The following is a 19982-nucleotide window of genomic DNA, read 5'->3' on the forward strand; positions in this document are numbered from 1 at the left end:
CCGATGGGCCTGAAGAATTATTTTGAGAAGATAGAGCATCACTTCACGCCGGGCGGCAAATTGGAAAAGTGGTATCCGCTGTATGAAGCGACCACCACGGTGTTTTACACCCCCGGCACGGTGACGCGCGGCGCTTCGCACGTGCGCGACGCCATCGATTTGAAACGCATGATGATCCTGGTGTGGCTGGCGGTGTTCCCGGCGATGTTCTGGGGCATGTACAACGTCGGCCAGCAGGCGATCCCGGCGCTGCATCATCTGTACAGCGGCGACGAGCTGCAACAGGTGTTGGCGGGCGACTGGCATTATCGTCTGGCGCAGTGGCTCGGCGCCTCGCTGGCGGCCGACGCCGGCTGGATCAGCAAAATGGTGCTGGGCGCCTGTTACTTCCTGCCGATCTACGCCGTGGTGTTCATCGTCGGCGGTTTCTGGGAAGTGCTGTTCGCCATCATCCGCAAGCATGAGGTCAACGAAGGTTTCTTCGTCACCTCTATCCTGTTCGCGCTGATCGTGCCGCCGACCCTGCCGCTGTGGCAGGCCGCGCTGGGTATCACCTTCGGCGTGGTAGTGGCCAAAGAGATCTTCGGCGGCACCGGGCGCAACTTCCTCAACCCGGCGCTGGCCGGCCGCGCCTTCCTGTTCTTCGCCTATCCGGCGCAGATCTCCGGCGATCTGGTGTGGACTTCCGCTGACGGTTTCTCCGGCGCGACGCCGCTGGCGCAGTGGAGCGCTGGCGGGGCGCACAGCCTGAGCAACGTAGCCACCGGCCAGTCCATCAGCTGGATAGACGCTTTCCTCGGCAACATTCCCGGCTCGATCGGTGAGGTGTCCACGCTGATGATCCTGATCGGCGGGGCGATTATCCTGTTTGGCCGCGTGGCCTCCTGGCGCATCGTCGCCGGCGTGATGCTCGGCATGGTGGCTTCCGCCATGCTGTTCAACGCCATCGGTTCCGACACCAACCCGATGTTCGCCATGCCGTGGTACTGGCACCTGGTGCTGGGCGGTTTCGCCTTCGGCATGATCTTTATGGCGACCGACCCGGTTTCCGCCTCCTTCACCAACAAGGGGAAATGGTGGTACGGCATTCTGATCGGCGTGATGTGCGTGCTGATCCGGGTGGTCAACCCCGCCTATCCGGAAGGCATGATGCTGGCGATCCTGTTCGCCAACCTGTTCGCGCCGCTGTTCGATTACCTGGTGGTGCAGGCCAACATCAAGCGGAGAAAAGCCCGTGGCGAATGAAGCGAAAAACGACGGCATCGGTAAAACGCTGCTGGTAGTGCTGCTGCTGTGTCTGGTGTGTTCAGTGGTGGTGGCGGGCTCCGCCGTCGGCCTGAAGTCCAAACAGCAGGAGCAAAAGCTGCTCGATAAGCAGCGCAATATTCTCGACGTAGCCGGCCTGTTGCAGCCGAAAATGGAGAGCGAGCAGGTCAAACGCCTGTACAGCGAGCGCATCGAGCCGCGTTTGGTGGATCTGAGCAGCGGCGAGTTTGTCGCCGGCAAGGCGGCGGCGTTCGATCTGGGCGCTGCGCTGCGCGACGACGCCAAAAGCGTGGCGCTGGCGGCGGGCGACGATCCAGCCGGCATCAAGCGCCGCAGCAACCAGGCGGAAATCTATCTGGTGCGCAATGAAAGCGGCCAGGTGAACAAGATTGTGCTGCCGGTATACGGCACCGGTCTGTGGTCGATGATGTACGCCTTCGTGGCGCTGGATAACGATGGCAACACGGTCAAGGGCATCACCTACTACGACCAGGGGGAAACCCCGGGGCTGGGCGGTGAGGTCGAGAACCTGTCCTGGCGCCAGCAGTGGGTCGGCAAGCAACTGTTCGACGACAACGGCCAGCCGGCGATCCGCGTGGTGAAAGGCGGCGCGCGCCAGGGAGATGTGCACGGGGTGGACGGCCTGTCCGGCGCCACGCTGACCTCCAACGGCGTGCAGCATACGTTTGATTTCTGGTTGGGCGAGCACGGCTTCGGCCCGTTCCTGAAAAAAGTTCGTGAAGGAGCGCTGAAAAATGGCTGATTCCAAAGAGATAAAGCGGGTCCTGCTGGGGCCGCTGTTCGACAATAACCCGATCGCCCTGCAGGTGCTGGGCGTTTGCTCCGCGCTGGCGGTGACCACCAAGCTGGAGACGGCGGTGGTGATGACCATTGCGGTGACGCTGGTGACGGCGTTCTCCAGCTTCTTCATCTCGCTGATCCGTCATCACATTCCCAACAGCGTGCGCATTATCGTGCAGATGGCGATTATCGCTTCGCTGGTGATCGTGGTCGATCAGCTGCTGCGTGCCTATGCGTTCGAGATCTCCAAGCAGCTGTCGGTGTTCGTTGGCCTTATCATCACCAACTGTATCGTGATGGGACGCGCCGAGGCCTACGCCATGAAATCGCCGCCGATCGAGAGCTTTATGGACGGCATCGGCAACGGGCTGGGCTACGGGGTGATCCTGGTGCTGGTCGGTTTCCTGCGCGAGCTGATCGGCTCCGGCAAGCTGTTCGGCGTGCCGGTGCTGGAAACGGTGCAGAACGGCGGCTGGTACCAGCCGAACGGCCTGTTCCTGCTGGCGCCGAGCGCGTTCTTCATCATCGGCCTGCTGATCTGGGTGCTGCGCACCCTGAAGCCGGCGCAGATCGAAAAGGAGTAAAGGCCGATGGAACACTATATCAGCCTGTTTGTGCGCGCGGTGTTCGTTGAGAACATGGCGCTGGCGTTCTTCCTCGGGATGTGTACCTTCCTGGCGGTGTCGAAGAAGGTCTCGACCGCCTTTGGCCTGGGCATCGCAGTGACCATCGTGCTCGGCATTTCGGTGCCGGTGAACAACCTGGTCTACAACCTGATCCTGCGCGACGGCGCGCTGGTGGAAGGCGTCGATCTGAGCTTCCTCAACTTCATCACCTTCATCGGCGTGATCGCGGCACTGGTGCAGATTCTGGAGATGATCCTCGATCGCTTCTTCCCATCGCTGTATAACGCGCTCGGCATCTTCCTGCCGCTCATCACCGTGAACTGCGCCATCTTTGGCGGCGTGTCCTTCATGGTGCAGCGCGACTACAACTTCGCCGAATCGGTGGTGTACGGCATCGGCTCCGGCACCGGCTGGATGCTGGCGATCGTCGCCATGGCGGGGATCCGCGAAAAACTCAAATATGCCAACGTGCCGGCGGGACTGCGCGGCCTGGGCATTACCTTTATCACCACCGGACTGATGGCGCTGGGCTTCATGTCCTTCTCCGGTGTTCAGTTGTAAAGGCGGGAAGAATTTATGGAAATTATTTTAGGCGTAGCAATGTTCACCACCATCGTGATGGTGCTGGTGTTGCTGATCCTGTTTGCCAAATCGAAGCTGGTGAATACCGGCGACATCGCGGTGGAGATCAACGGCGATCTGGATAAGAGCTTCCATGCGCCGGCGGGCGACAAGCTGCTCAACGTGCTCTCCAGCCAGGGGATCTTCGTCTCCTCGGCCTGCGGCGGTGGTGGCTCCTGCGGCCAGTGCCGGGTGGTGATCAAAGAGGGCGGCGGCGATATCCTGCCGACCGAGCTCTCGCACATCAACAAGCGCGAAGCGAAAGAGGGTTGCCGCCTGGCGTGCCAGGTGAACGTGAAGCAAAACCTGAAGATCGAGCTGCCGGAAGAGATCTTCGGCGTGAAGAAATGGGAGTGCGAGGTTATCTCCAACGATAACAAAGCCACCTTTATCAAAGAGCTGAAGCTGAAGATCCCCGATGGCGAAGACGTGCCGTTCCGCGCGGGTGGCTTCATCCAGATCGAAGCGCCGGCGCACGACATCAGCTACGCCGACTTCGACGTGCCGCAGGAATATCGCGGCGACTGGGACAAGTTCAACCTGTTCCGCTACCGCTCGACGGTAAACGACACCACGGTGCGCGCCTACTCGATGGCCAACTACCCGGAAGAGAAGGGCATCATCATGCTCAACGTGCGTATCGCCACGCCGCCGCCGAACAATCCGGAGGTGCCGCCGGGCATCATGTCTTCCTATATCTGGTCGCTGAAGGCCGGCGATAAGGTGACCATCTCCGGGCCGTTCGGCGAGTTCTTCGCCAAGGACACCGACGCCGAAATGATCTTTATCGGCGGCGGCGCGGGCATGGCGCCGATGCGCTCGCATATCTTCGATCAGCTCAAGCGCCTGAACTCGAAGCGCAAGATCACCTTCTGGTACGGCGCGCGTTCGCTGCGCGAGATGTTCTATGAAGACGACTTCAACCAGCTGCAGGCGGAGAACGACAACTTCACCTGGCACGTGGCGCTGTCGGATCCGCAGCCGGAAGATAACTGGACCGGCTACACCGGCTTTATCCATAATGTTCTGCTGGAGAACTATCTGAAGAACCACCCGGCGCCGGAGGACTGCGAGTTTTACATGTGCGGGCCGCCGATGATGAACGCCGCGGTGATCAAGATGCTGAAAGATCTGGGCGTCGAAGACGAAAACATCATGCTGGATGACTTTGGTGGCTAAATGCGCGCATTGGCGATGAAGAACTGGCTGACGGGCGTGGCGCTGAGCGCCACCCTGCTGCTGACCGGCTGCGGGCCGGAACAGGTGAACCTGGCGGGTAAAACCATGGGCACCTCGTATTCGATCCGTTATGTGACCGGCGACGATACGCCGTCGGCGCGCGAGATGCAGGCGGAGATCGACAAACGGCTGGAGCAGGTGAACGACCAAATGTCCACCTACCGGCCGGATTCCGAGCTGAGCCGCTTCAACGCCAGCCGCGACATTGAGCGGCCGTTCCCGGTTTCACCGGCGACCGCCGAGGTGGTGCGCGAAGCGCTGCGCATCAACCGTGTCACCGACGGCGCGCTGGACGTGACCGTCGGGCCGCTGGTCAATCTGTGGGGCTTCGGCCCGGAAGGGCGGCCGGACAAAGTGCCTAGCGAGGCAGAGCTGGCGCACCGTCGCGCCTGGACCGGCGCCGACAAGCTGTCGGTGCAGGGCAGCGCGCTGGTGAAAAGCATCCCCGAGCTGTATGTCGACCTGTCGTCGATCGCCAAAGGGTATGGCGTAGACGTGGTGGCGGAATACCTGCAATCGCAGCACGTGCAAAACTACATGGTGGATATTGGCGGCGAAGTGCGCACCCGCGGGCGCAACGGCGAGCAAAAGCCGTGGCGTATTGCCATCGAACGCCCGACCGCCGGCGCGCAGCAGCAGGCGCAGCTGGTGATCCAGCCGGGAGAGATGTCGATCGCCACCTCGGGTGACTATCGCAACTACTTCGAGCAGGACGGGGTGCGCTATTCGCACACTATCGATCCGGTCACCGGCCGGCCCATTCATCACCGTTTGGTGTCGATCACCGTGCTGAGCCCGACCTGCATGACCGCCGACGGCCTGTCCACCGGCCTGAACGTAATGGGGCCGGAGCGCGGGATGGCGCTGGCCAACCTGCTCGGTATCCCGGTGTTCATGATCGTGAAAACCGCCGACGGGTTTGAGGAGCGTTATTCGGATGCGTTCAAACCCTATCTGAAAAAGAGTTCGTGAGGTTGTTATGTTGACGGTATTCGCCGCCACCTTCGTGTTGTTCCTGCTGATCGTCGGCGGCATGTCGCTGGGCTATGTGTTTAAACGCAAAAGCCTGCAGGGCAGCTGCGGCGGCATCACCGCGCTGGGGATGGAGAAAGTCTGCGACTGCCCGGAACCCTGCGATGCGCGCAAAAAGCGCGAAGCCAAAGCGGCGCAGCGGCGCGAGCAGTTGGACAAGCACCGCATTCTGTAGCGAAGCGAAAACCCGGCCTTGGCCGGGTTTTTTATTTTGCCTTGCGGAAGCTTTTCGCCTCGGCCGGCGAGTTGACCATCACGCCGTCGGCGCCCAGCGCCAGCGCCTGCTGATACTCCTGCGGCGTGTTGACGCCGAACAGAATGATGTGTGCCAGGCCCTGCGAGCGGAAACAGTCCATCGATTCTTTATCCCAGGTCAGAAACGCCTTCGAGCGCCCTTCGCCGAGGGTGTACTTCTCTACCACTTCCACCTCGCGCTTCAGCTCCAGCCCGTACCAGCGCGGCTGTCGGTTGTCCGGTTTGACATCGCACTGGTGCGCCATGGTGACGTTGGCCAGCAGCGTGCGGGTCTCGTCGCGGCTTTCGAAGCGCGGGATGGCCGGCGGCAGCGCCTGCAGGTATTTGGCGTCGGTAGAGTAAACGCGGGTGCGGTTCAGGCTGTCGGTGCTTTCCAGCGTCGCCAGCAGCGCCTGGCCAAACTGCGCCGGATCGGCGTCCGGGGATTTGATGTCCAGATAGAAGGTGACGTGCGGAAACGCTTTTAGCACCTCGTCCAGCCGCGGAATGCCGATGCCCTGGCCGCGGAACGGATGCGCATCGCCTTTGGCGAACGCCCAGCCGGCATCGGTCTCGGCCAATTGTGCGGCGGTATACGCAGAGACCGGGCCCTGCCGGTTGGTCAGCGCCGTCAGATCCGAGGGGCGATACAGCACGATGACGCCGTCTTTGGATTCTTGCAGTGTGATCCAAACGGCGTCGGCACCGTTTTTCAGCGCGGTTTCGATGGCGATGCGGGTGTTTTCCGGCGCATCGGCGGTGCCGCCGCGATGGGCGACGATCGCCGGCGCGTGACCGGCGGCGGCGCTGGCCGCCAGCGCGCTCAGCGACAGCGCGGAAGCCAGCAGCCAATGAGAAAATCTGATCATGTAGAGTACCTTGTCGTTATCGTTGTGGTGAGCCGCACGGGATAGCGGAGATCATACTATTGAAAAATTAAGCTTTTTTAACAACGCGGAAATATCTGACGGAAGCGGTGCTTTCATCGAAGCCTGCGGCCTTGAGCTTTCGGTATTTGACTGTATACTTATACAGTGTTACTGGAGGGTGCGATGCGTAAAATCATTCATGTCGATATGGACTGCTTCTTCGCGGCGGTGGAAATGCGCGACGATCCCAGCCTGCGCGATATCCCATTGGCGATTGGCGGCAGCGCCGATCGGCGCGGGGTGATCAGCACCGCCAACTACCCGGCGCGGCGCTACGGCGTACACAGCGCCATGTCCACGGCGATGGCGCTAAAGCTGTGCCCGCATCTCACCCTGCTGCCGGGGCGCATGGCGGCCTACAAAGAGGCTTCGCTGCATATCCGTGAAATCTTCGCCCGCTATACCCCGTTGATCGAGCCGCTGTCGCTCGATGAAGCCTATCTCGACGTGACCGACAGCCCGCAATGCAACGGCTCGGCGACGCTGATCGCCCAGGAGATCCGTCAGGCGATCGCCGACGAGCTGAATCTCACCGCGTCGGCCGGTGTCGCGCCGATCAAGTTTCTTGCCAAAATCGCTTCCGAGATGAACAAGCCGAATGGGCAATACGTGATCACCCCGGCGCAGGTGCCGGCGTTTTTGCAGCAGCTGCCGCTCAGCAAGATCCCCGGCGTCGGCAAGGTGACCGCCAAACGGCTGGAGGAAGTGGGGCTTATCACCTGCGCCGACGTGCAGCAATACGATTTGGCGCAGCTGCTCAAGCGCTTCGGCAAGTTCGGCCGGGTGCTGTGGGAGCGGTGTCAGGGCATCGATCGGCGCGAAATCTCGGCGGAGCGGCTGCGTAAATCGGTGGGCGTGGAGCGCACGCTGGCGGAAGACATTCACGACTGGGAAGATTGCGAAACGCTGATTATCGACAAACTCTACCCCGAGCTGGAGATGCGGCTACGTAAGGTGAAGCCGGATCTGCACATCGCCCGGCAGGGCGTGAAGCTGAAGTTTCAGGATTTTCAGCAAACCACCCAGGAGCACGTGTTCCCGGTGCTGAATCAGCAGGATTTGCTGGCGGTGGCGCGGCAGGCGTGGCGCGAACGGCGTGAAGGGCGCGGCGTGCGGCTGGTGGGGCTGCACGTGACGCTGCTCGATCCGCAGCTGGAGCGGCAGCTGGCGCTGTCGTGGGAATAAAAAAGCCGGCGATCGCCGGCTTTTTGCGTTAAGCGCGCAGATTACGCGCGCTCAGGGATCGCTTTCAGCAGCGAGGTCAGCAGCTTCCAGTACAGACCGACGCTTTCGATATGTACCTGCTCATCCGGCGAGTGTGGGCCGGTGATGGTTGGCCCGATCGATACCATATCCATGTTTGGATACGGTTTTTTGAACAGGCCGCATTCCAGGCCGGCGTGGATCACCATGATGTTAGGCGTCTTGTCGAACAGATCCTGATACAGCTCGCGCACCAGGTGCATCACCGGTGAGTCGGCGTCCGGCTGCCAGCCCGGGTAGCCGCCCTTCGGCGCCACTTTGGCACCGGCCAGCTGGCCCAGCGCGGTCAGCATTTCGACCACGTAGTCTTTGCCGCTGTCGATCAGAGAGCGGATCAGGCAGATGATTTCCGCTTCGTTTTCGCTGGTGGTGACCACGCCGACGTTCAGCGAGGTTTCCACTACGCCTTTTACCGCGTCGCTCATGCGGATCACGCCGTTCGGCGTGCCGTTCAGCAGCGCGAGGAAGCGCTGCTGGCTGTCGGCGCTCAGCGCCTGCGAAGCGCTGGTGGTCGGCTCCAGCAGCACGGTGATGTTCTTCTCTTTGGCGGAGAGTTCGTTCTGCAGCACCGCCAGGAACTCCTGGCTCAGCGCTTTCAGCGCGTCGGCTTTGTCCGCCGGCACCGCAACCACCGCAGAGGCTTCACGCGGAATGGCGTTGCGCAGGGTGCCGCCGTTCAGATCCAGCACGCGCAGGTTCAGCGCCGCCGCATGGACGAACAGGAAGCGCGCCAGCAGTTTGTTGGCGTTGCCCAGCCCGACGTGGATCTCGGCGCCGGAGTGGCCGCCTTTCAGGCCCTTGAGGGTCAGCTTCAGGGTTTGGTAACCGGCCGGCACCGCTTCGCGCTGCAGCGGCAGGGTGGTGATGAAGTCGATACCGCCGGCGCAACCCATGTAGATTTCGCCTTCTTCTTCGGAATCGGTATTGATCAGGATGTCCGCCTGCAGCCAGTTCGGCTGCAGCCCGAAGGCGCCGTCCATGCCGGCTTCTTCGGTCATGGTCAGCAGCACTTCCAGCGGGCCGTGCTCAACGCTGTCGTCGGCCAGCACCGCTAGGGCGGAGGCCATGCCGATGCCGTTGTCGGCGCCCAGCGTGGTGCCGCGCGCTTTCACCCACTCGCCGGCGATATAAGGCTGGATCGGATCCTTGGCGAAGTCGTGCACGGTGTCGTTATTCTTTTGCGGCACCATGTCCAGGTGCGCCTGCAGCGCGACCGGCTTGCGGTTTTCCATGCCTTTGGTGGCCGGCTTGCGCAGCAGGATATTGCCGACCTGATCACGCTCGGCGTGCAGGTTCTTCTCTTTGGCCCAGGTGAGGATGTGCTGCGCCAGCGCTTCTTCATGATAAGAAGGGTGCGGGATAGAACAGATCTTGGCGAAAATATCCCACAGCGGCTGTGGCGAAAGCTGAGACAATTCAGACACTATAAGTCTCCTGTGACGGCAGGCTCCGACAGGACGGGCGTGCCGCGCGGTTGAGGTGAGCGGGTATCTGTGCGTCGTGGCACGATCATCAGAGAATATCACTTTATTTCCGGCGGCGCGCGCCCCGTATTGTGCGGTTTAAGCGCTTGATCACACGGCTTCGCGGCGGGAACGTTCGCTTTTTCAGCATCAATCACCGAAAAGCCGCGCGGCGGAAATCGCGAGGTTTTCCTCGGTACAGCTGGAATTCAACGCGGCCAGTCTCTATAATCTCGCGCAACCTTTTTTCCCCTGAACTATAAAGTAAGCCGCTTCACCAGCCGGCTGGGACACGATTCTATGAGCGAAAAATACGTTGTTACCTGGGATATGCTGCAAATACATGCACGCAAGCTGGCGCACCGCCTGCTGCCTGCCGACAAATGGACCGGCATCATTGCCGTAAGCCGCGGCGGTCTGGTGCCGGCGGGCCTGCTGGCGCGCGAACTGGGAATTCGCTATGTGGATACCGTCTGCATTTCCAGCTACGACCATGACAACCAGCGCGAAATGAAAGTGCTCAAGCGCGCCGAAGGCGACGGTGAAGGCTTTATCGTAGTAGACGATCTGGTGGATACCGGCGGTACCGCAAAAGCGATCCGCGATATGTACCCGAAAGCGCATTTCGTCACCATCTTCGCCAAGCCGGCGGGCCGTCCACTGGTGGACGACTATGTGGTCGACATCCCGCAGGACACCTGGATCGAGCAGCCGTGGGACATGGGCGTCAGCTTCGTTCCCCCTATCGGCGGTCGCTAAGCCCAGCCAGTTCCAAATCAACGCCCGGTTATGCCGGGCGTTTGTTTAATGATAAACGTGATGGCGTTGTCTGGCTTGCCGAAGGCAAAATATAAAAAATAAGGAAAATCAATTTATTGATTTTCGGCCGTTGACCACAAAGGAGGAAAAACCACGCTTTTTCCTTCTTTGTCAGCCGCCTGACGCCCGGTTATGCCGGGCGTTTGCGTTATCTTGGTTTATCCCGCCAGAGTTAGGTACACTACCTCCAGTTAAGTAGGCCTGTTGCGGCCTATCGCCAGATTTACGGAGGCTGTTGTTACCATGGCACAGGCCAACCTTTCTGAAATTCTTTTCAAGCCTAAATTCAAACACCCTGAAACCTCGACGCTGGTGCTGCGCGCGCGCAACAAAGTGAGCGCCGCCATGCATTCCGCGTTGGAAGGCGACACCACCGGCAGCTGGTACCGTATGCTGAATCCGCTGCTGTGGGCCTGGCGCGGCGTCAGCCCGATCGAAATCCACGAAGTGCTGGCGCGCATCGCCGCCTCGGACGCCGAGCGCAGCAATCCGCAGCGGCTGGATACCGTGGTGGGCTACCGCAACGGCAACTGGATCTACGAGTGGATCCATCAGGGCATGCAGTGGCAGCAGAGGGCGACGGAGCAGCAGGATCCGCTGCTCGGCGGCGAGTACTGGCTGAAGGCCGCGAGCCTGTACAGCATCGCCGGTTACCCGCACCTGAAGGGCGACGAGCTGGCCGAACAGGCGGAGATGCTGGCTAACCGCGCTTACGAAGAGGCGGCGTTGCTGCTGCCGTATCAGCTGAAAGAGCTCGAATTCCGCATCGAAGGCGGCGGCAGCGTCACCGGTTTCCTGCACATGCCGGAGAAGGGCGAGGCGCCGTTCCCGACGGTGCTGATGTGCGGCAGCCTCGATACGCTGCAGACCGACTACCACCGGCTGTTCCGCGACTACCTGGCGCCGCACGGCATCGCCATGCTGACGCTCGACATGCCGTCGATCGGCTCCTCCTGCAAATGGAAGCTGACGCAGGATTCCAGCTACCTGCATCAGCAGGTGCTGATCCAGCTGGCCTCGGTGCCGTGGGTGGATCATCAGCGGGTGAGTGCTTTCGGCTTCCGCTTCGGCGCTAACGTGGCGGTGCGACTGGCCTATCTGGAGCCGCAGCGGCTGCGCGGCGTGGCCTGCCTGGGCCCGGTGGTGCATCGCCTGCTGTGCGACGGCAGCACCCAGTTGAACGTGCCGGACATGTATATGGACGTGCTGGCCAGCCGCATGGGCATGGCTAACGCTTCCGACAACGTGCTGAAGGTGGAGCTGAACAGCTACTCGCTGAAAATGCAGGGGCTGCTGGGGCGCCGTTGCCCGACGCCGATGATCTCAGGCTACTGGGAGCGCGATACGCTCAGCCCGAAAGAGGAGTCGCAGCTGATCGTCACCTCCTCGGTGAGCGGCAAGCTGATCGCCATCCCGCGCACCCCGGTCTACGACAGCTTCCACCGGGCGTTGCTGCAGATGTCCGGCTGGCTGAAGGACAAAATGCGTTAATTAGTTGCTAAATTTTAACAGTTTGTTAAAAAGAGTGGTCTACATTGAGGAGGTTAGAGAATGACGTTACCGAGTGGTCACCCTAAAAGCCGACTAATGAAACGTTTTGCCAGCTTGGGGCCGTACCTGCGTGAAGGGCAATGTGAAAACGACCGTTTTTTCTTTGATTGTTTGGCCGTCTGCGTCAATGTAAAGCCCGCTCCGGAGAAGCGCGAGTTCTGGGGCTGGTGGATGGAGCTGCAGGCGGAAGAGGCGCGCTTCACCTATTCGTACCAATTCGGCCTGTTCGACAAAGAAGGCGACTGGACGGCGCAAAACATTAAGGATGATGAAGTGAGCGCCAAGCTGGAAGACACCCTGCGCGACTTCCATCGCCGCCTGGGCGAGCTGCTGGCGACCATGGATCTGGGGCTGGAACCCGCCGACGATTTCAAAGAAAAACTGATCAAACTCTCCGCCTGACCCCGTTTGACCACGTATTGTGCTGATTTCGCGTTGTGCCTGTTGGCATAACGCGTCTCTCCTGTTACAAAGACCTTTGCACTCTTCTTCTCATCATTACACACGGCAGAAATACTATGAACGGCAGCCAGACATTGGTTGTGAAATTGGGCACCAGCGTGTTGACCGGCGGATCGCTGCGTCTGAACCGCGCCCACATCGTCGAATTGGTGCGCCAGTGCGCGCAGCAACACGCCGCGGGCCACCGCATCGTCATCGTCACCTCCGGCGCGATCGCCGCCGGGCGCGAGCACCTGGGCTACCCCGAGCTGCCCGCCACCATCGCTTCCAAGCAGCTGCTGGCGGCGGTGGGGCAGAGCCGACTGATCCAGCTGTGGGAACAGCTGTTCTCCATTTACGGCATCCACGTCGGGCAGATGCTGCTGACGCGCGCCGATCTGGAAGACCGCGAGCGCTTCCTCAACGCGCGCGACACCATGACGGCGCTGCTGGACAACCGCATCGTGCCGGTAATCAATGAGAACGACGCCGTCGCCACCGCCGAAATCAAGGTGGGCGACAACGATAACCTGTCGGCGCTGGCGGCCATTCTGGCCGGGGCCGACAAACTGTTGCTGCTGACCGATCAGCAGGGCCTCTACACCGCCGATCCGCGCAACAACCCGCAGGCCGAACTGATCCGTGAAGTGCACGGCATCGACGACGCGCTGCGCGCCATCGCCGGCGACAGCGTTTCCGGTCTGGGCACTGGCGGCATGGGCACCAAACTGCAGGCGGCCGACGTGGCCTGCCGCGCCGGCATCGACGTCGTGATCGCCGCCGGCAGCAAGCCGGGCGTGGTGGCGGACGTGATCGAAGGCAAGCCGGTGGGCACTCGTTTCCACGCGCTGGAAACCCCGCTGGAAAACCGCAAGCGCTGGATCTTCGGCGCGCCGCCGGCCGGTGAGATCACCGTCGACGACGGCGCGGTGGAAGCCATGATGGCGCGCGGCAGCTCGCTGCTGCCGAAAGGCATCCGCGAAGTGAAGGGCGACTTCTCGCGCGGCGAAGTGATCCGCATCCGCAACCTGGCGGGGCGCGATCTGGCGCACGGCGTCAGCCGCTACAACAGCGATGCGATGCGCATGATCGCCGGGCACCACTCGCAGGAAATCACCGAAATCCTCGGTTATGAATACGGTCCGGTGGCAGTGCACCGCGACGATATGATTGTCAGTTAAGGAGTGAGCATGCTGGAGCAGATGGGGAAGGCCGCCAAGCAGGCCTCCTGGCAGCTGGCGGTGCTGAGCACGGCGAAGAAGAATCAGGTGCTGTCGGTGATGGCCGACAGGCTGGAAGCCAACAGCGAAGCGATCCTGCTGGCGAACGAACAAGACATGGCGCAGGCGCGCGCCAGCGGCATGAGCGAAGCGCTGCTCGATCGCCTGCTGTTGACCCCGGCGCGGCTGGCGGCGATCGCCAATGACGTGCGCCAGGTGTGCCGCCTGAACGATCCGGTCGGCCACGTGCTGGACGGCAACCTGCTGGACAGCGGGCTGAAGCTGGAGCGCCGCCGGGTGCCGCTCGGCGTGATCGGCGTGATTTACGAGGCGCGGCCGAACGTCACCATCGACGTCGCCAGCCTGTGCCTGAAAACCGGCAACGCAGTGATCCTGCGCGGTGGTAAAGAGACGCACAACACCAACCAGGCGACGGTGAAAGTGATCCAGCAGGCGCTGGAACAGTGCGGCCTGCCGGCGGCGGCGGTGCAGGCGATCGACAGCCCGGATCGCGCATTGGTGAATGAACTGCTGCGCCTGGATCGCTATGTCGACATGCTGATCCCGCGCGGCGGCGCCGGCCTGCACAAGCTGTGCCGCGAGCAATCGACCATCCCGGTAATCACCGGCGGCATCGGCGTGTGCCACACCTATGTGGATGCCGACGTCGATTTCGACAAGGCCCTGACGGTGATTGAAAACGCCAAGATCCAGCGCCCGAGCGCCTGTAACTCGCTGGAGACGCTGCTGGTGAACCGCAGCATCGCCGCCGAGTTCCTGCCGGCGTTGAGCGCCAAAATGGCGGCGGTGGGCGTGACGCTGCACGCGGCGGAAAATGCGCTGCCGCTGCTGCAGGGCGGCCCGGCGACGGTGGTGCCAGTGAACGCGGAAGATTACGACGACGAATGGCTGTCGTTGGATCTGAACGTGCTGCTGGTGGACGATATCGATCAGGCCATCGACCACATCCGCACCCACGGCACCAACCACTCCGACGCGATCCTCACCCGCTCGCTGAGCAGCGCCGAGCACTTCGTGCGCGCGGTGGACTCCTCGGCGGTGTACGTCAACGCCAGCACCCGCTTCACCGACGGCGGCCAATTCGGCCTGGGCGCAGAAGTGGCGGTGAGCACCCAGAAACTGCACGCCCGCGGCCCGATGGGCCTGGACGCGCTGACCACCTACAAGTGGATCGGCTACGGCGACGATCTGGTGCGCAGCTAGGGCCGGATTGCGGTCAGAAAGAGGTCAGGGCGCAGCATGCTGCGCCCTGATTGTTTTTGGGGAAGAGAACTTAAGCTAAGAATCCGTTTACCCGAGAGGGGCTCCCCTTCATGCCAGCTTTTTAGCGTTACGCCCAATGCGTTCCATAATTGGCCCGGTATTCACATCCAGTAACCGCGCGATCAAGGCAAATTCCACGACATCCAATTTCCTTTCACCATTTTCAACTTTGGCGATAAAGGATTGTGGGCGACCAAGTGCTTCGGCTAACTTGACCTGAGTGATGCCTTTTTCTATACGAGCGTCTCGAAGTATTTTTATAACCAATTGATATTCTGCTGAATAAACTGAGGTCATGACGTTTTCCGCGAGTGATATCCCAAAATCGAATATCTACGATTGTCGTAATTATCCCAAAACGGGATAATTACGGAGCAAGGTAATCAGGAGGATTAAACATGATGGATAAACAAGATTGGCATCCGGCGGACGTCATCGCCGCTTTGAAGAAGAAGGGCACGACTTTGGCGGCAGTTTCCAGAAAAGCCGGATTGGCATCGTCTACGTTAGGTAATGCTTTGACTCGACATTGGCCAAAAGGGGAGCGACTGATCGCTGAAGCATTGGCGCTAGCGCCGGCGGAAATATGGCCTTCAAGATATGGCGCTATGATGCACCGTGAGTGAATGACGGGAGCTACACGAGCCGCGTTGATGCTCGTGTGGTACGGCCTTCAAATCGCCGCTGATGATAAAACAACCAAACGCCCCGGCGGCTATTGACTCATTTCGTGCACAGGTCTACCTTGTTCAACGCACTTCCGGCTTGCCCCGCAGGCCCGGCTCGATGCCGATATAGCTCAGTTGGTAGAGCAGCGCATTCGTAATGCGAAGGTCGTAGGTTCGACTCCTATTATCGGCACCATCTCTTCTTCAGATTCTCTCTGTTTCTCTTGCAAGCATTGCAATGCAGCGTTGTGTACCACGCCAGCTTGCGTTGATGCTGGAAAAGGCTCACGGCATATTACGCACCTGACGGCCTTCGGCTATGTGGTGCCGTAAACGCTGAGAGAATGTAATAACACTCTCCCAGCACAGCGACGTTATTTTCCTCTCAACCGCATGACACTCTGACAGTCAGCCGGATGAGGAAACGGCGGGAGGCTTAACCACCGCGCCCCGTCGCTGAGCCTGCGTGGGCATCACGACCCCCCAAGGATAGGCCGGCTGCTGTTCTTTCTCATACTGATAAACAATGAGTTGCGCCAGGTTGCGGTGGTCATAACGGCGGCCAAAATTGAGCGCAATGCTGCTGGGGGCGGCCAAAATCACGTGGATGCGTTCGGCGCCGCACGCCGTCAGCATTTTGACCTGCTCGATAAATTGCAGCGCCAGCCGGGTTTGTTTGGACAGCGACCAGTGATTACCGAGCGTTGTGGAGCTCAGGGAGAGATGCGACAGCGGGTAGGCCGGGAAGGTTTGGCGTATGGCCGCAATGTCCGCCTGGTAGGACACCGAGACCGCCAGCACCACATCTTTGGCCGCTGAGGTGACGAGGCTTTCCATCAGGGTAAAATCGTCGCCGTCGTCGTCGGCCTTGTTGTCAATCAACCGCCAGGCCTCTTGCGCTCTGTCCCAGTCATAGACGCAGACCGGGCCATTGTCATCGAGAATGGCGCCAATGTAGAAGGTGAACGGAACCGGCAATTGCCCGCCATACACCAGCGTCAAGTCCTGATGGTCGATACCGTCAATGCGGGTGGCGATATTGCTGGCCAGCGTGCTGATATTGTCGTCAAAGGCCTCTTCCGGGTGACTGATTGCGCCATCCCGCATCCGCTGCGTCATATCGAGGGTTAATGCGTCTATCTTTCCGTTGAAATGACGCGAGACCGTTTTGTGCAGCGGCGTTGTCGCGACTTTGCGCAGCGCTCTCCCTTCGATGACCACCCCCTTTTTGCGCACCGTGATTTTAGCCTCCCGGTAGGCGTCGACCAGCAGCCAGACAAATCCCCCCAGAATGATAAACACCGCCACAAACGTGACGGCAGAGTCCGAGATGACATTCCCCTCCGAGACGGCCAGCGAAAAGCGGGCATCGCCTTTCTCCAGCGTTAACGCCTTCCCCAGCAAGTTGTTCCCCCCCAGGAGCCCGGCACCCAGCAGCATGATGAGGTACTGGATTTTCCGTTGGCGCGTTTTCCAGTCGACCAGCTTGATCAGAATGTATTTTACCGTTTCCATGTCAGCGTTTTTCCCTCATGTGTGCGTTGATTTTCACAAACATCTCGGCCTGATACAGTGCGTCATCCAGCGCGTTGTGGCTGCCGTGGTTTTTGAGATTAAATCGGGCGTCGATACGGCTGGAGCGGGTGTCCTGCCAGTCGCAGCCGGTGGCGCCCATGTACAGAGCCTTGATATCGAGGGCGGCAAAGCCAAACGGGTTATGGCCGAGATAAACGTGAAAGTAGTAATTGATGAATGACCAGTCGAACGCCGCATTGAAACCGACAAAAATCGGTTTGCTCCTGGCGTCGGTGACGGAAGTTACCCAGTGGGCAAATTGCTGCATGGCCTCTTCCGGGTCAGTGCCGCGCGTTATTTGGGTATGCAGATTGAAACCGGTGACGGCCAACGCCTCAGGATCGTAATGCAGATTCAGCGGCTGCACTTCAATGTAAAAGCGTTCCGCCGGGCGGTCGATGACGCAGGCGCCGATGGAGAGCAGGCTGCACACGCCGGGTATGGGCCCGGCGGTTTCAATATCGACCGAGATAAAGCCTTCATGTTCAACGCTCATTTTTAACCTCGCTGGGGCGTGGATGCTTGCCGCCGCCTTCCCAGCGGCCGGTGTGCAGCCACTGTTCAAAATAAAACAGCCAGAGCGACGCCCAGGGAATGATGGTGTCGCTGATTTTTAACTGGGCGCGCCATTCGCTGAGCCCGTCGTCGGCCTGTGAACGGGGCAAAAACAGGCACAGCCTGGCGCCGGGAATATGCTTGTCGGCGGGATACAGGTGCGGGATGGCCCGCGTGTCGGCCAGTGCGAAAAGGTCAGGCTCTGTCACCACGCAAATCGGTGGGGTGCCGAGGCTGTACCGGACCGCGACCTTGTAGCGGCGGCTGAACAGCGAGGGTTGCAGCCACCCTTCCCACAGCAGGGTGCGGTCGTGATGGATAATGCGCAGCCGTTCATACGGGCCGCCGGCTTTCAACGCGTGATATTGCTGAGCGAGGGGCAGCGGTTTGCAGTGATGCCTGATAACCACGTTATTCACCGTAGAAGGTGTTTTTAGGCACGCCGGCCTGGGCCGCCGTACCGGCGAGGCCGGTGGCAATCAGCCCGCCGGTTTTCTTATCCAGATGCAGGCTGCCTTGTTCTCTGGCTGACTGCATATGCTCCATCAGACGTTGCCTGACGACATCGACCGGGTCTTTGCCGAAGCTGTCTTCGAGGCTCAGGAACAGGTTATCTTCCCCCACGCTGGCGGCGATGGTGTTAAACGTCGCCTGGGCCGCGGCATGCCACTGGTAAAAGGCTTCGCTGCGCTGAGGGCCCTCATCCTGCTCTGAGCGGTTCCACTTCTCCGCAAAGTTCTCCTCCGGCATGTGCGGGTTGCTGACCTGTATCTCTCCCTGTGTCGACACGATGAAATCCGGCATCAGTTCCAGTACGTCTAACAGAATATCCAGGTCGTTGTCGTAGGCGCGCCTGTCAGCAATGATGTGGTTGTAGGCATGGCACGCCAGCGTGGTGATGATGACCGAAATTGGGCGGCAGCGCTGCTGGACCTCATCCTGCTCTGCGGCCCATTCGTCACGGTGGCGTTTGAGAATTTGTACGATGCGATTCAGCAGTTTTTTATTGCTGCTGTCCGGCAGCGGGAGCAGCGCCTCGGTGCCGACGCGGCTCGCTGAATCCATGACCAAAATGGTACGCAGGGGCTGCACGCTGGCGCTGCTCTCGAACCACTCGGCGTAGCCGCTGGGGTTGGACTCCTTCCAGGCGGTTTGTGCATCCACGACCCACAGCGGCTGGCCCGGATGTGCTGCGCCGGTGTGATCGCGCCCCGGCGTGATATCCAGATGGTAATCCCCGGCGTAATTGATGCGAAACCCGCGCGGTAACTCACTTAATAGCGTTTTGTAGGTTTTATGTGATTCCAACCGTTGGCGAATGGCCGATATCACGCCGGTATAATCCGCCTGGGTGGCATGTGGCAGATAACAAATCAGGTCAATATCGTATTGCTCTTCATTTTTGGGCTTAACGGTGGTGTTGAGCCGCACGCTGCCCTGCGGGTAAATAACGGCGTCTTGCAGCAGCGGATCGTCGCCTTCAGCCAGGAAGGTGCCGACCCCGTTATAGGCACTTTCGATGTTGGCATATTGGGTTTTGGTGAGATCCAGCGTTTCAATAATTTGCGATAATAAATCGGCGATACGCTGCTTTTTTCCTGCCGGCAGGTTTCTGGCGGTAGTGGAACCGTACATAGTATTTCCTTATGCTATGGGGCCGCTGTACTGCGGGCGTGAGAACGCCACAGCGGCCAATAATAAAAAGGGGTGAAGCGATGGGCCGCAAGCGGGCCCACAAACCTTATCAGTCATGAAACTCGGGTGACGTCAGGGACATTCCGGCAGGCTCAGCAGGTTATTAGGCTGTTCACCGTCATTTTGCGTTTTGAGGTATTTATTGCCCGCCGCGCTGGTTGAGACAATCACCCAGACGGAATGGCCATTGGCAGTGACCCAAAAACGCCAGGTGCCTGCCTCGATACCGGCAATGGCATCTGCCTGGGGCAGTGACCAGCGGGTGCCATCAGCATTGACGCCGCCGATAGCCTGAATGCGCTCATGCGCATTTTGACGGTCGGATTTTTTGATACAGGTAACTTGATGGTCTGACATAGAAACTCCTTGATTCTCGGAATATTTACGCATAGGCGCAATGGTAAGGTTTAACTATGAGGCTTGATGTGTTTTTAGATAATCTGTGCGAAACAGCCGTAATGAATCCATAGTAAACTAATGATAAGTTGGCTTTTATTGATGGTGAGGCTAATTATATTAGCCGTGTTAATCATGTTTTTTGTTTTTATTAAAGTCAATATTAAATAAGGTTTTTTTATTTTTGAGTGCGTTATTTTATAATTTTGATGAATAATATTTGTAAATTATATTTTTAGGCGAGGTTTTCTTAGCGTTTTCGCTATGAGATTAATAGGGCGTGTTTCTGTTGATGCGAATGGCT

General features: G+C 59.7%; 22 protein-coding genes and 1 tRNA gene. 15 read left to right on the top strand and 8 right to left on the bottom strand.

Annotated elements, in window-relative coordinates; translation table 11 throughout:
- Nucleotides 1-3 precede the first annotated feature (3 nt).
- From ATE40_RS01135 to nqrM, 7 genes are read left to right on the top strand one after another with little or no spacing between them, the layout of a single operon-like run.
- The gene (locus ATE40_RS01135) at nucleotides 4-1245 is read left to right on the top strand and encodes an NADH:ubiquinone reductase (Na(+)-transporting) subunit B (RefSeq protein ID WP_063918772.1); all 1242 of its coding nucleotides are present in this window, start codon (nucleotides 4-6) and stop codon (nucleotides 1243-1245) included.
- Nucleotides 1235-2029, top strand: a complete 795-nt coding sequence (locus ATE40_RS01140; RefSeq protein ID WP_063918773.1) for a Na(+)-translocating NADH-quinone reductase subunit C — start codon at nucleotides 1235-1237, stop codon at nucleotides 2027-2029. The genes ATE40_RS01135 and ATE40_RS01140 overlap by 11 nt, the downstream gene beginning before the upstream one ends.
- Nucleotides 2022-2651 (top strand): NADH:ubiquinone reductase (Na(+)-transporting) subunit D, encoded by a 630-nt coding sequence (locus ATE40_RS01145; RefSeq protein ID WP_004930232.1) that lies wholly within the window; start codon nucleotides 2022-2024, stop codon nucleotides 2649-2651. Before ATE40_RS01140 ends, ATE40_RS01145 begins: the two co-directional genes overlap by 8 nt.
- Nucleotides 2652-2657: 6 nt before the next feature.
- Complete coding sequence (gene nqrE, locus ATE40_RS01150) at nucleotides 2658-3254, top strand: NADH:ubiquinone reductase (Na(+)-transporting) subunit E (RefSeq protein WP_015376732.1); 597 nt, start codon at nucleotides 2658-2660, stop codon at nucleotides 3252-3254.
- Between the two features lie 15 nt (nucleotides 3255-3269).
- On the top strand, nucleotides 3270-4493 hold the full coding sequence (gene nqrF, locus ATE40_RS01155; protein ID WP_025160084.1) for an NADH:ubiquinone reductase (Na(+)-transporting) subunit F: 1224 nt from the start codon (nucleotides 3270-3272) through the stop codon (nucleotides 4491-4493).
- Nucleotides 4494-5525, top strand: a complete 1032-nt coding sequence (locus ATE40_RS01160; RefSeq protein WP_063918774.1) for an FAD:protein FMN transferase — start codon at nucleotides 4494-4496, stop codon at nucleotides 5523-5525.
- Nucleotides 5526-5532: 7 nt separating this feature from the next.
- A complete protein-coding gene (gene nqrM / locus ATE40_RS01165; RefSeq protein ID WP_004930244.1) occupies nucleotides 5533-5760 on the top strand; it encodes a (Na+)-NQR maturation NqrM in 228 nt (75 codons plus the stop codon).
- Between the two features lie 31 nt (nucleotides 5761-5791).
- On the opposite strand, the gene ATE40_RS01170 is transcribed toward nqrM, so the two are convergent.
- A complete protein-coding gene (locus ATE40_RS01170) occupies nucleotides 5792-6688 on the bottom strand; it encodes a glycerophosphodiester phosphodiesterase family protein (protein ID WP_019454303.1) in 897 nt (298 codons plus the stop codon).
- A 183-nt stretch (nucleotides 6689-6871) separates the two neighbouring features.
- Between ATE40_RS01170 and dinB the strand changes: the two genes are divergently transcribed.
- A complete protein-coding gene (gene dinB, locus ATE40_RS01175; RefSeq protein ID WP_019454302.1) occupies nucleotides 6872-7933 on the top strand; it encodes a DNA polymerase IV in 1062 nt (353 codons plus the stop codon).
- A gap of 41 nt (nucleotides 7934-7974) precedes the next feature.
- Here the strand turns inward: dinB and pepD are convergent, their stop codons facing one another.
- Complete coding sequence (gene pepD, locus ATE40_RS01180) at nucleotides 7975-9435, bottom strand: beta-Ala-His dipeptidase (RefSeq protein ID WP_063918775.1); 1461 nt, start codon at nucleotides 9433-9435, stop codon at nucleotides 7975-7977.
- 339 nt (nucleotides 9436-9774) lie between these two features.
- Here pepD and gpt point away from each other — a divergent pair, with 339 nt between their 5' ends.
- The 5 genes from gpt to proA all read left to right on the top strand — a co-directional run bounded on the left by gpt (nucleotide 9775) and on the right by proA (nucleotide 14729).
- Nucleotides 9775-10233, top strand: coding sequence for a xanthine phosphoribosyltransferase (gene gpt / locus ATE40_RS01185; protein ID WP_019454300.1), 459 nt, complete (start codon nucleotides 9775-9777; stop codon nucleotides 10231-10233).
- 303 nt (nucleotides 10234-10536) lie between these two features.
- The gene (frsA, locus tag ATE40_RS01190; RefSeq protein ID WP_019454299.1) at nucleotides 10537-11784 is read left to right on the top strand and encodes an esterase FrsA; all 1248 of its coding nucleotides are present in this window, start codon (nucleotides 10537-10539) and stop codon (nucleotides 11782-11784) included.
- 60 nt (nucleotides 11785-11844) lie between these two features.
- On the top strand, nucleotides 11845-12246 hold the full coding sequence (crl, locus tag ATE40_RS01195; RefSeq protein ID WP_025160082.1) for a sigma factor-binding protein Crl: 402 nt from the start codon (nucleotides 11845-11847) through the stop codon (nucleotides 12244-12246).
- A gap of 116 nt (nucleotides 12247-12362) precedes the next feature.
- Nucleotides 12363-13466 (top strand): glutamate 5-kinase, encoded by a 1104-nt coding sequence (gene proB, locus ATE40_RS01200; RefSeq protein ID WP_033634090.1) that lies wholly within the window; start codon nucleotides 12363-12365, stop codon nucleotides 13464-13466.
- 9 nt (nucleotides 13467-13475) lie between these two features.
- On the top strand, nucleotides 13476-14729 hold the full coding sequence (proA, locus tag ATE40_RS01205) for a glutamate-5-semialdehyde dehydrogenase (protein ID WP_063918776.1): 1254 nt from the start codon (nucleotides 13476-13478) through the stop codon (nucleotides 14727-14729).
- Between the two features lie 108 nt (nucleotides 14730-14837).
- On the opposite strand, the gene ATE40_RS01210 is transcribed toward proA, so the two are convergent.
- Nucleotides 14838-15086: a helix-turn-helix domain-containing protein gene (locus tag ATE40_RS01210; protein WP_047572523.1), complete on the bottom strand. Its 249-nt coding sequence runs from the start codon at nucleotides 15084-15086 to the stop codon at nucleotides 14838-14840.
- Between the two features lie 104 nt (nucleotides 15087-15190).
- Here ATE40_RS01210 and ATE40_RS23975 point away from each other — a divergent pair, with 104 nt between their 5' ends.
- On the top strand, nucleotides 15191-15415 hold the full coding sequence (locus ATE40_RS23975) for a helix-turn-helix domain-containing protein (protein ID WP_071892049.1): 225 nt from the start codon (nucleotides 15191-15193) through the stop codon (nucleotides 15413-15415).
- Between the two features lie 162 nt (nucleotides 15416-15577).
- Nucleotides 15578-15653 (top strand) — tRNA-Thr (locus tag ATE40_RS01215).
- Nucleotides 15654-15865: 212 nt separating this feature from the next.
- Here ATE40_RS01215 and ATE40_RS01220 read toward each other — a convergent pair.
- The 5 genes from ATE40_RS01220 to ATE40_RS01240 form a co-directional block, all read right to left on the bottom strand.
- Nucleotides 15866-16972 (bottom strand): SAVED domain-containing protein, encoded by a 1107-nt coding sequence (locus ATE40_RS01220; protein WP_063918777.1) that lies wholly within the window; start codon nucleotides 16970-16972, stop codon nucleotides 15866-15868.
- 1 nt (nucleotide 16973) lies between these two features.
- Nucleotides 16974-17528, bottom strand: coding sequence for a 3'-5' exonuclease (locus ATE40_RS01225; RefSeq protein WP_063918778.1), 555 nt, complete (start codon nucleotides 17526-17528; stop codon nucleotides 16974-16976).
- Nucleotides 17518-17997 (bottom strand): type II CBASS E2 protein, encoded by a 480-nt coding sequence (locus ATE40_RS01230; RefSeq protein WP_244889061.1) that lies wholly within the window; start codon nucleotides 17995-17997, stop codon nucleotides 17518-17520. The genes ATE40_RS01225 and ATE40_RS01230 overlap by 11 nt, the downstream gene beginning before the upstream one ends.
- Before the next feature lies 1 nt (nucleotide 17998).
- Complete coding sequence (locus ATE40_RS01235; protein ID WP_063918780.1) at nucleotides 17999-19222, bottom strand: nucleotidyltransferase domain-containing protein; 1224 nt, start codon at nucleotides 19220-19222, stop codon at nucleotides 17999-18001.
- Nucleotides 19223-19354: 132 nt separating this feature from the next.
- Nucleotides 19355-19639: a DUF3892 domain-containing protein gene (locus ATE40_RS01240; RefSeq protein WP_063918781.1), complete on the bottom strand. Its 285-nt coding sequence runs from the start codon at nucleotides 19637-19639 to the stop codon at nucleotides 19355-19357.
- Nucleotides 19640-19982: the final 343 nt, after the last annotated feature.

The organism is Serratia surfactantfaciens (assembly GCF_001642805.2).
GTDB lineage: Bacteria > Pseudomonadota > Gammaproteobacteria > Enterobacterales > Enterobacteriaceae > Serratia > Serratia surfactantfaciens.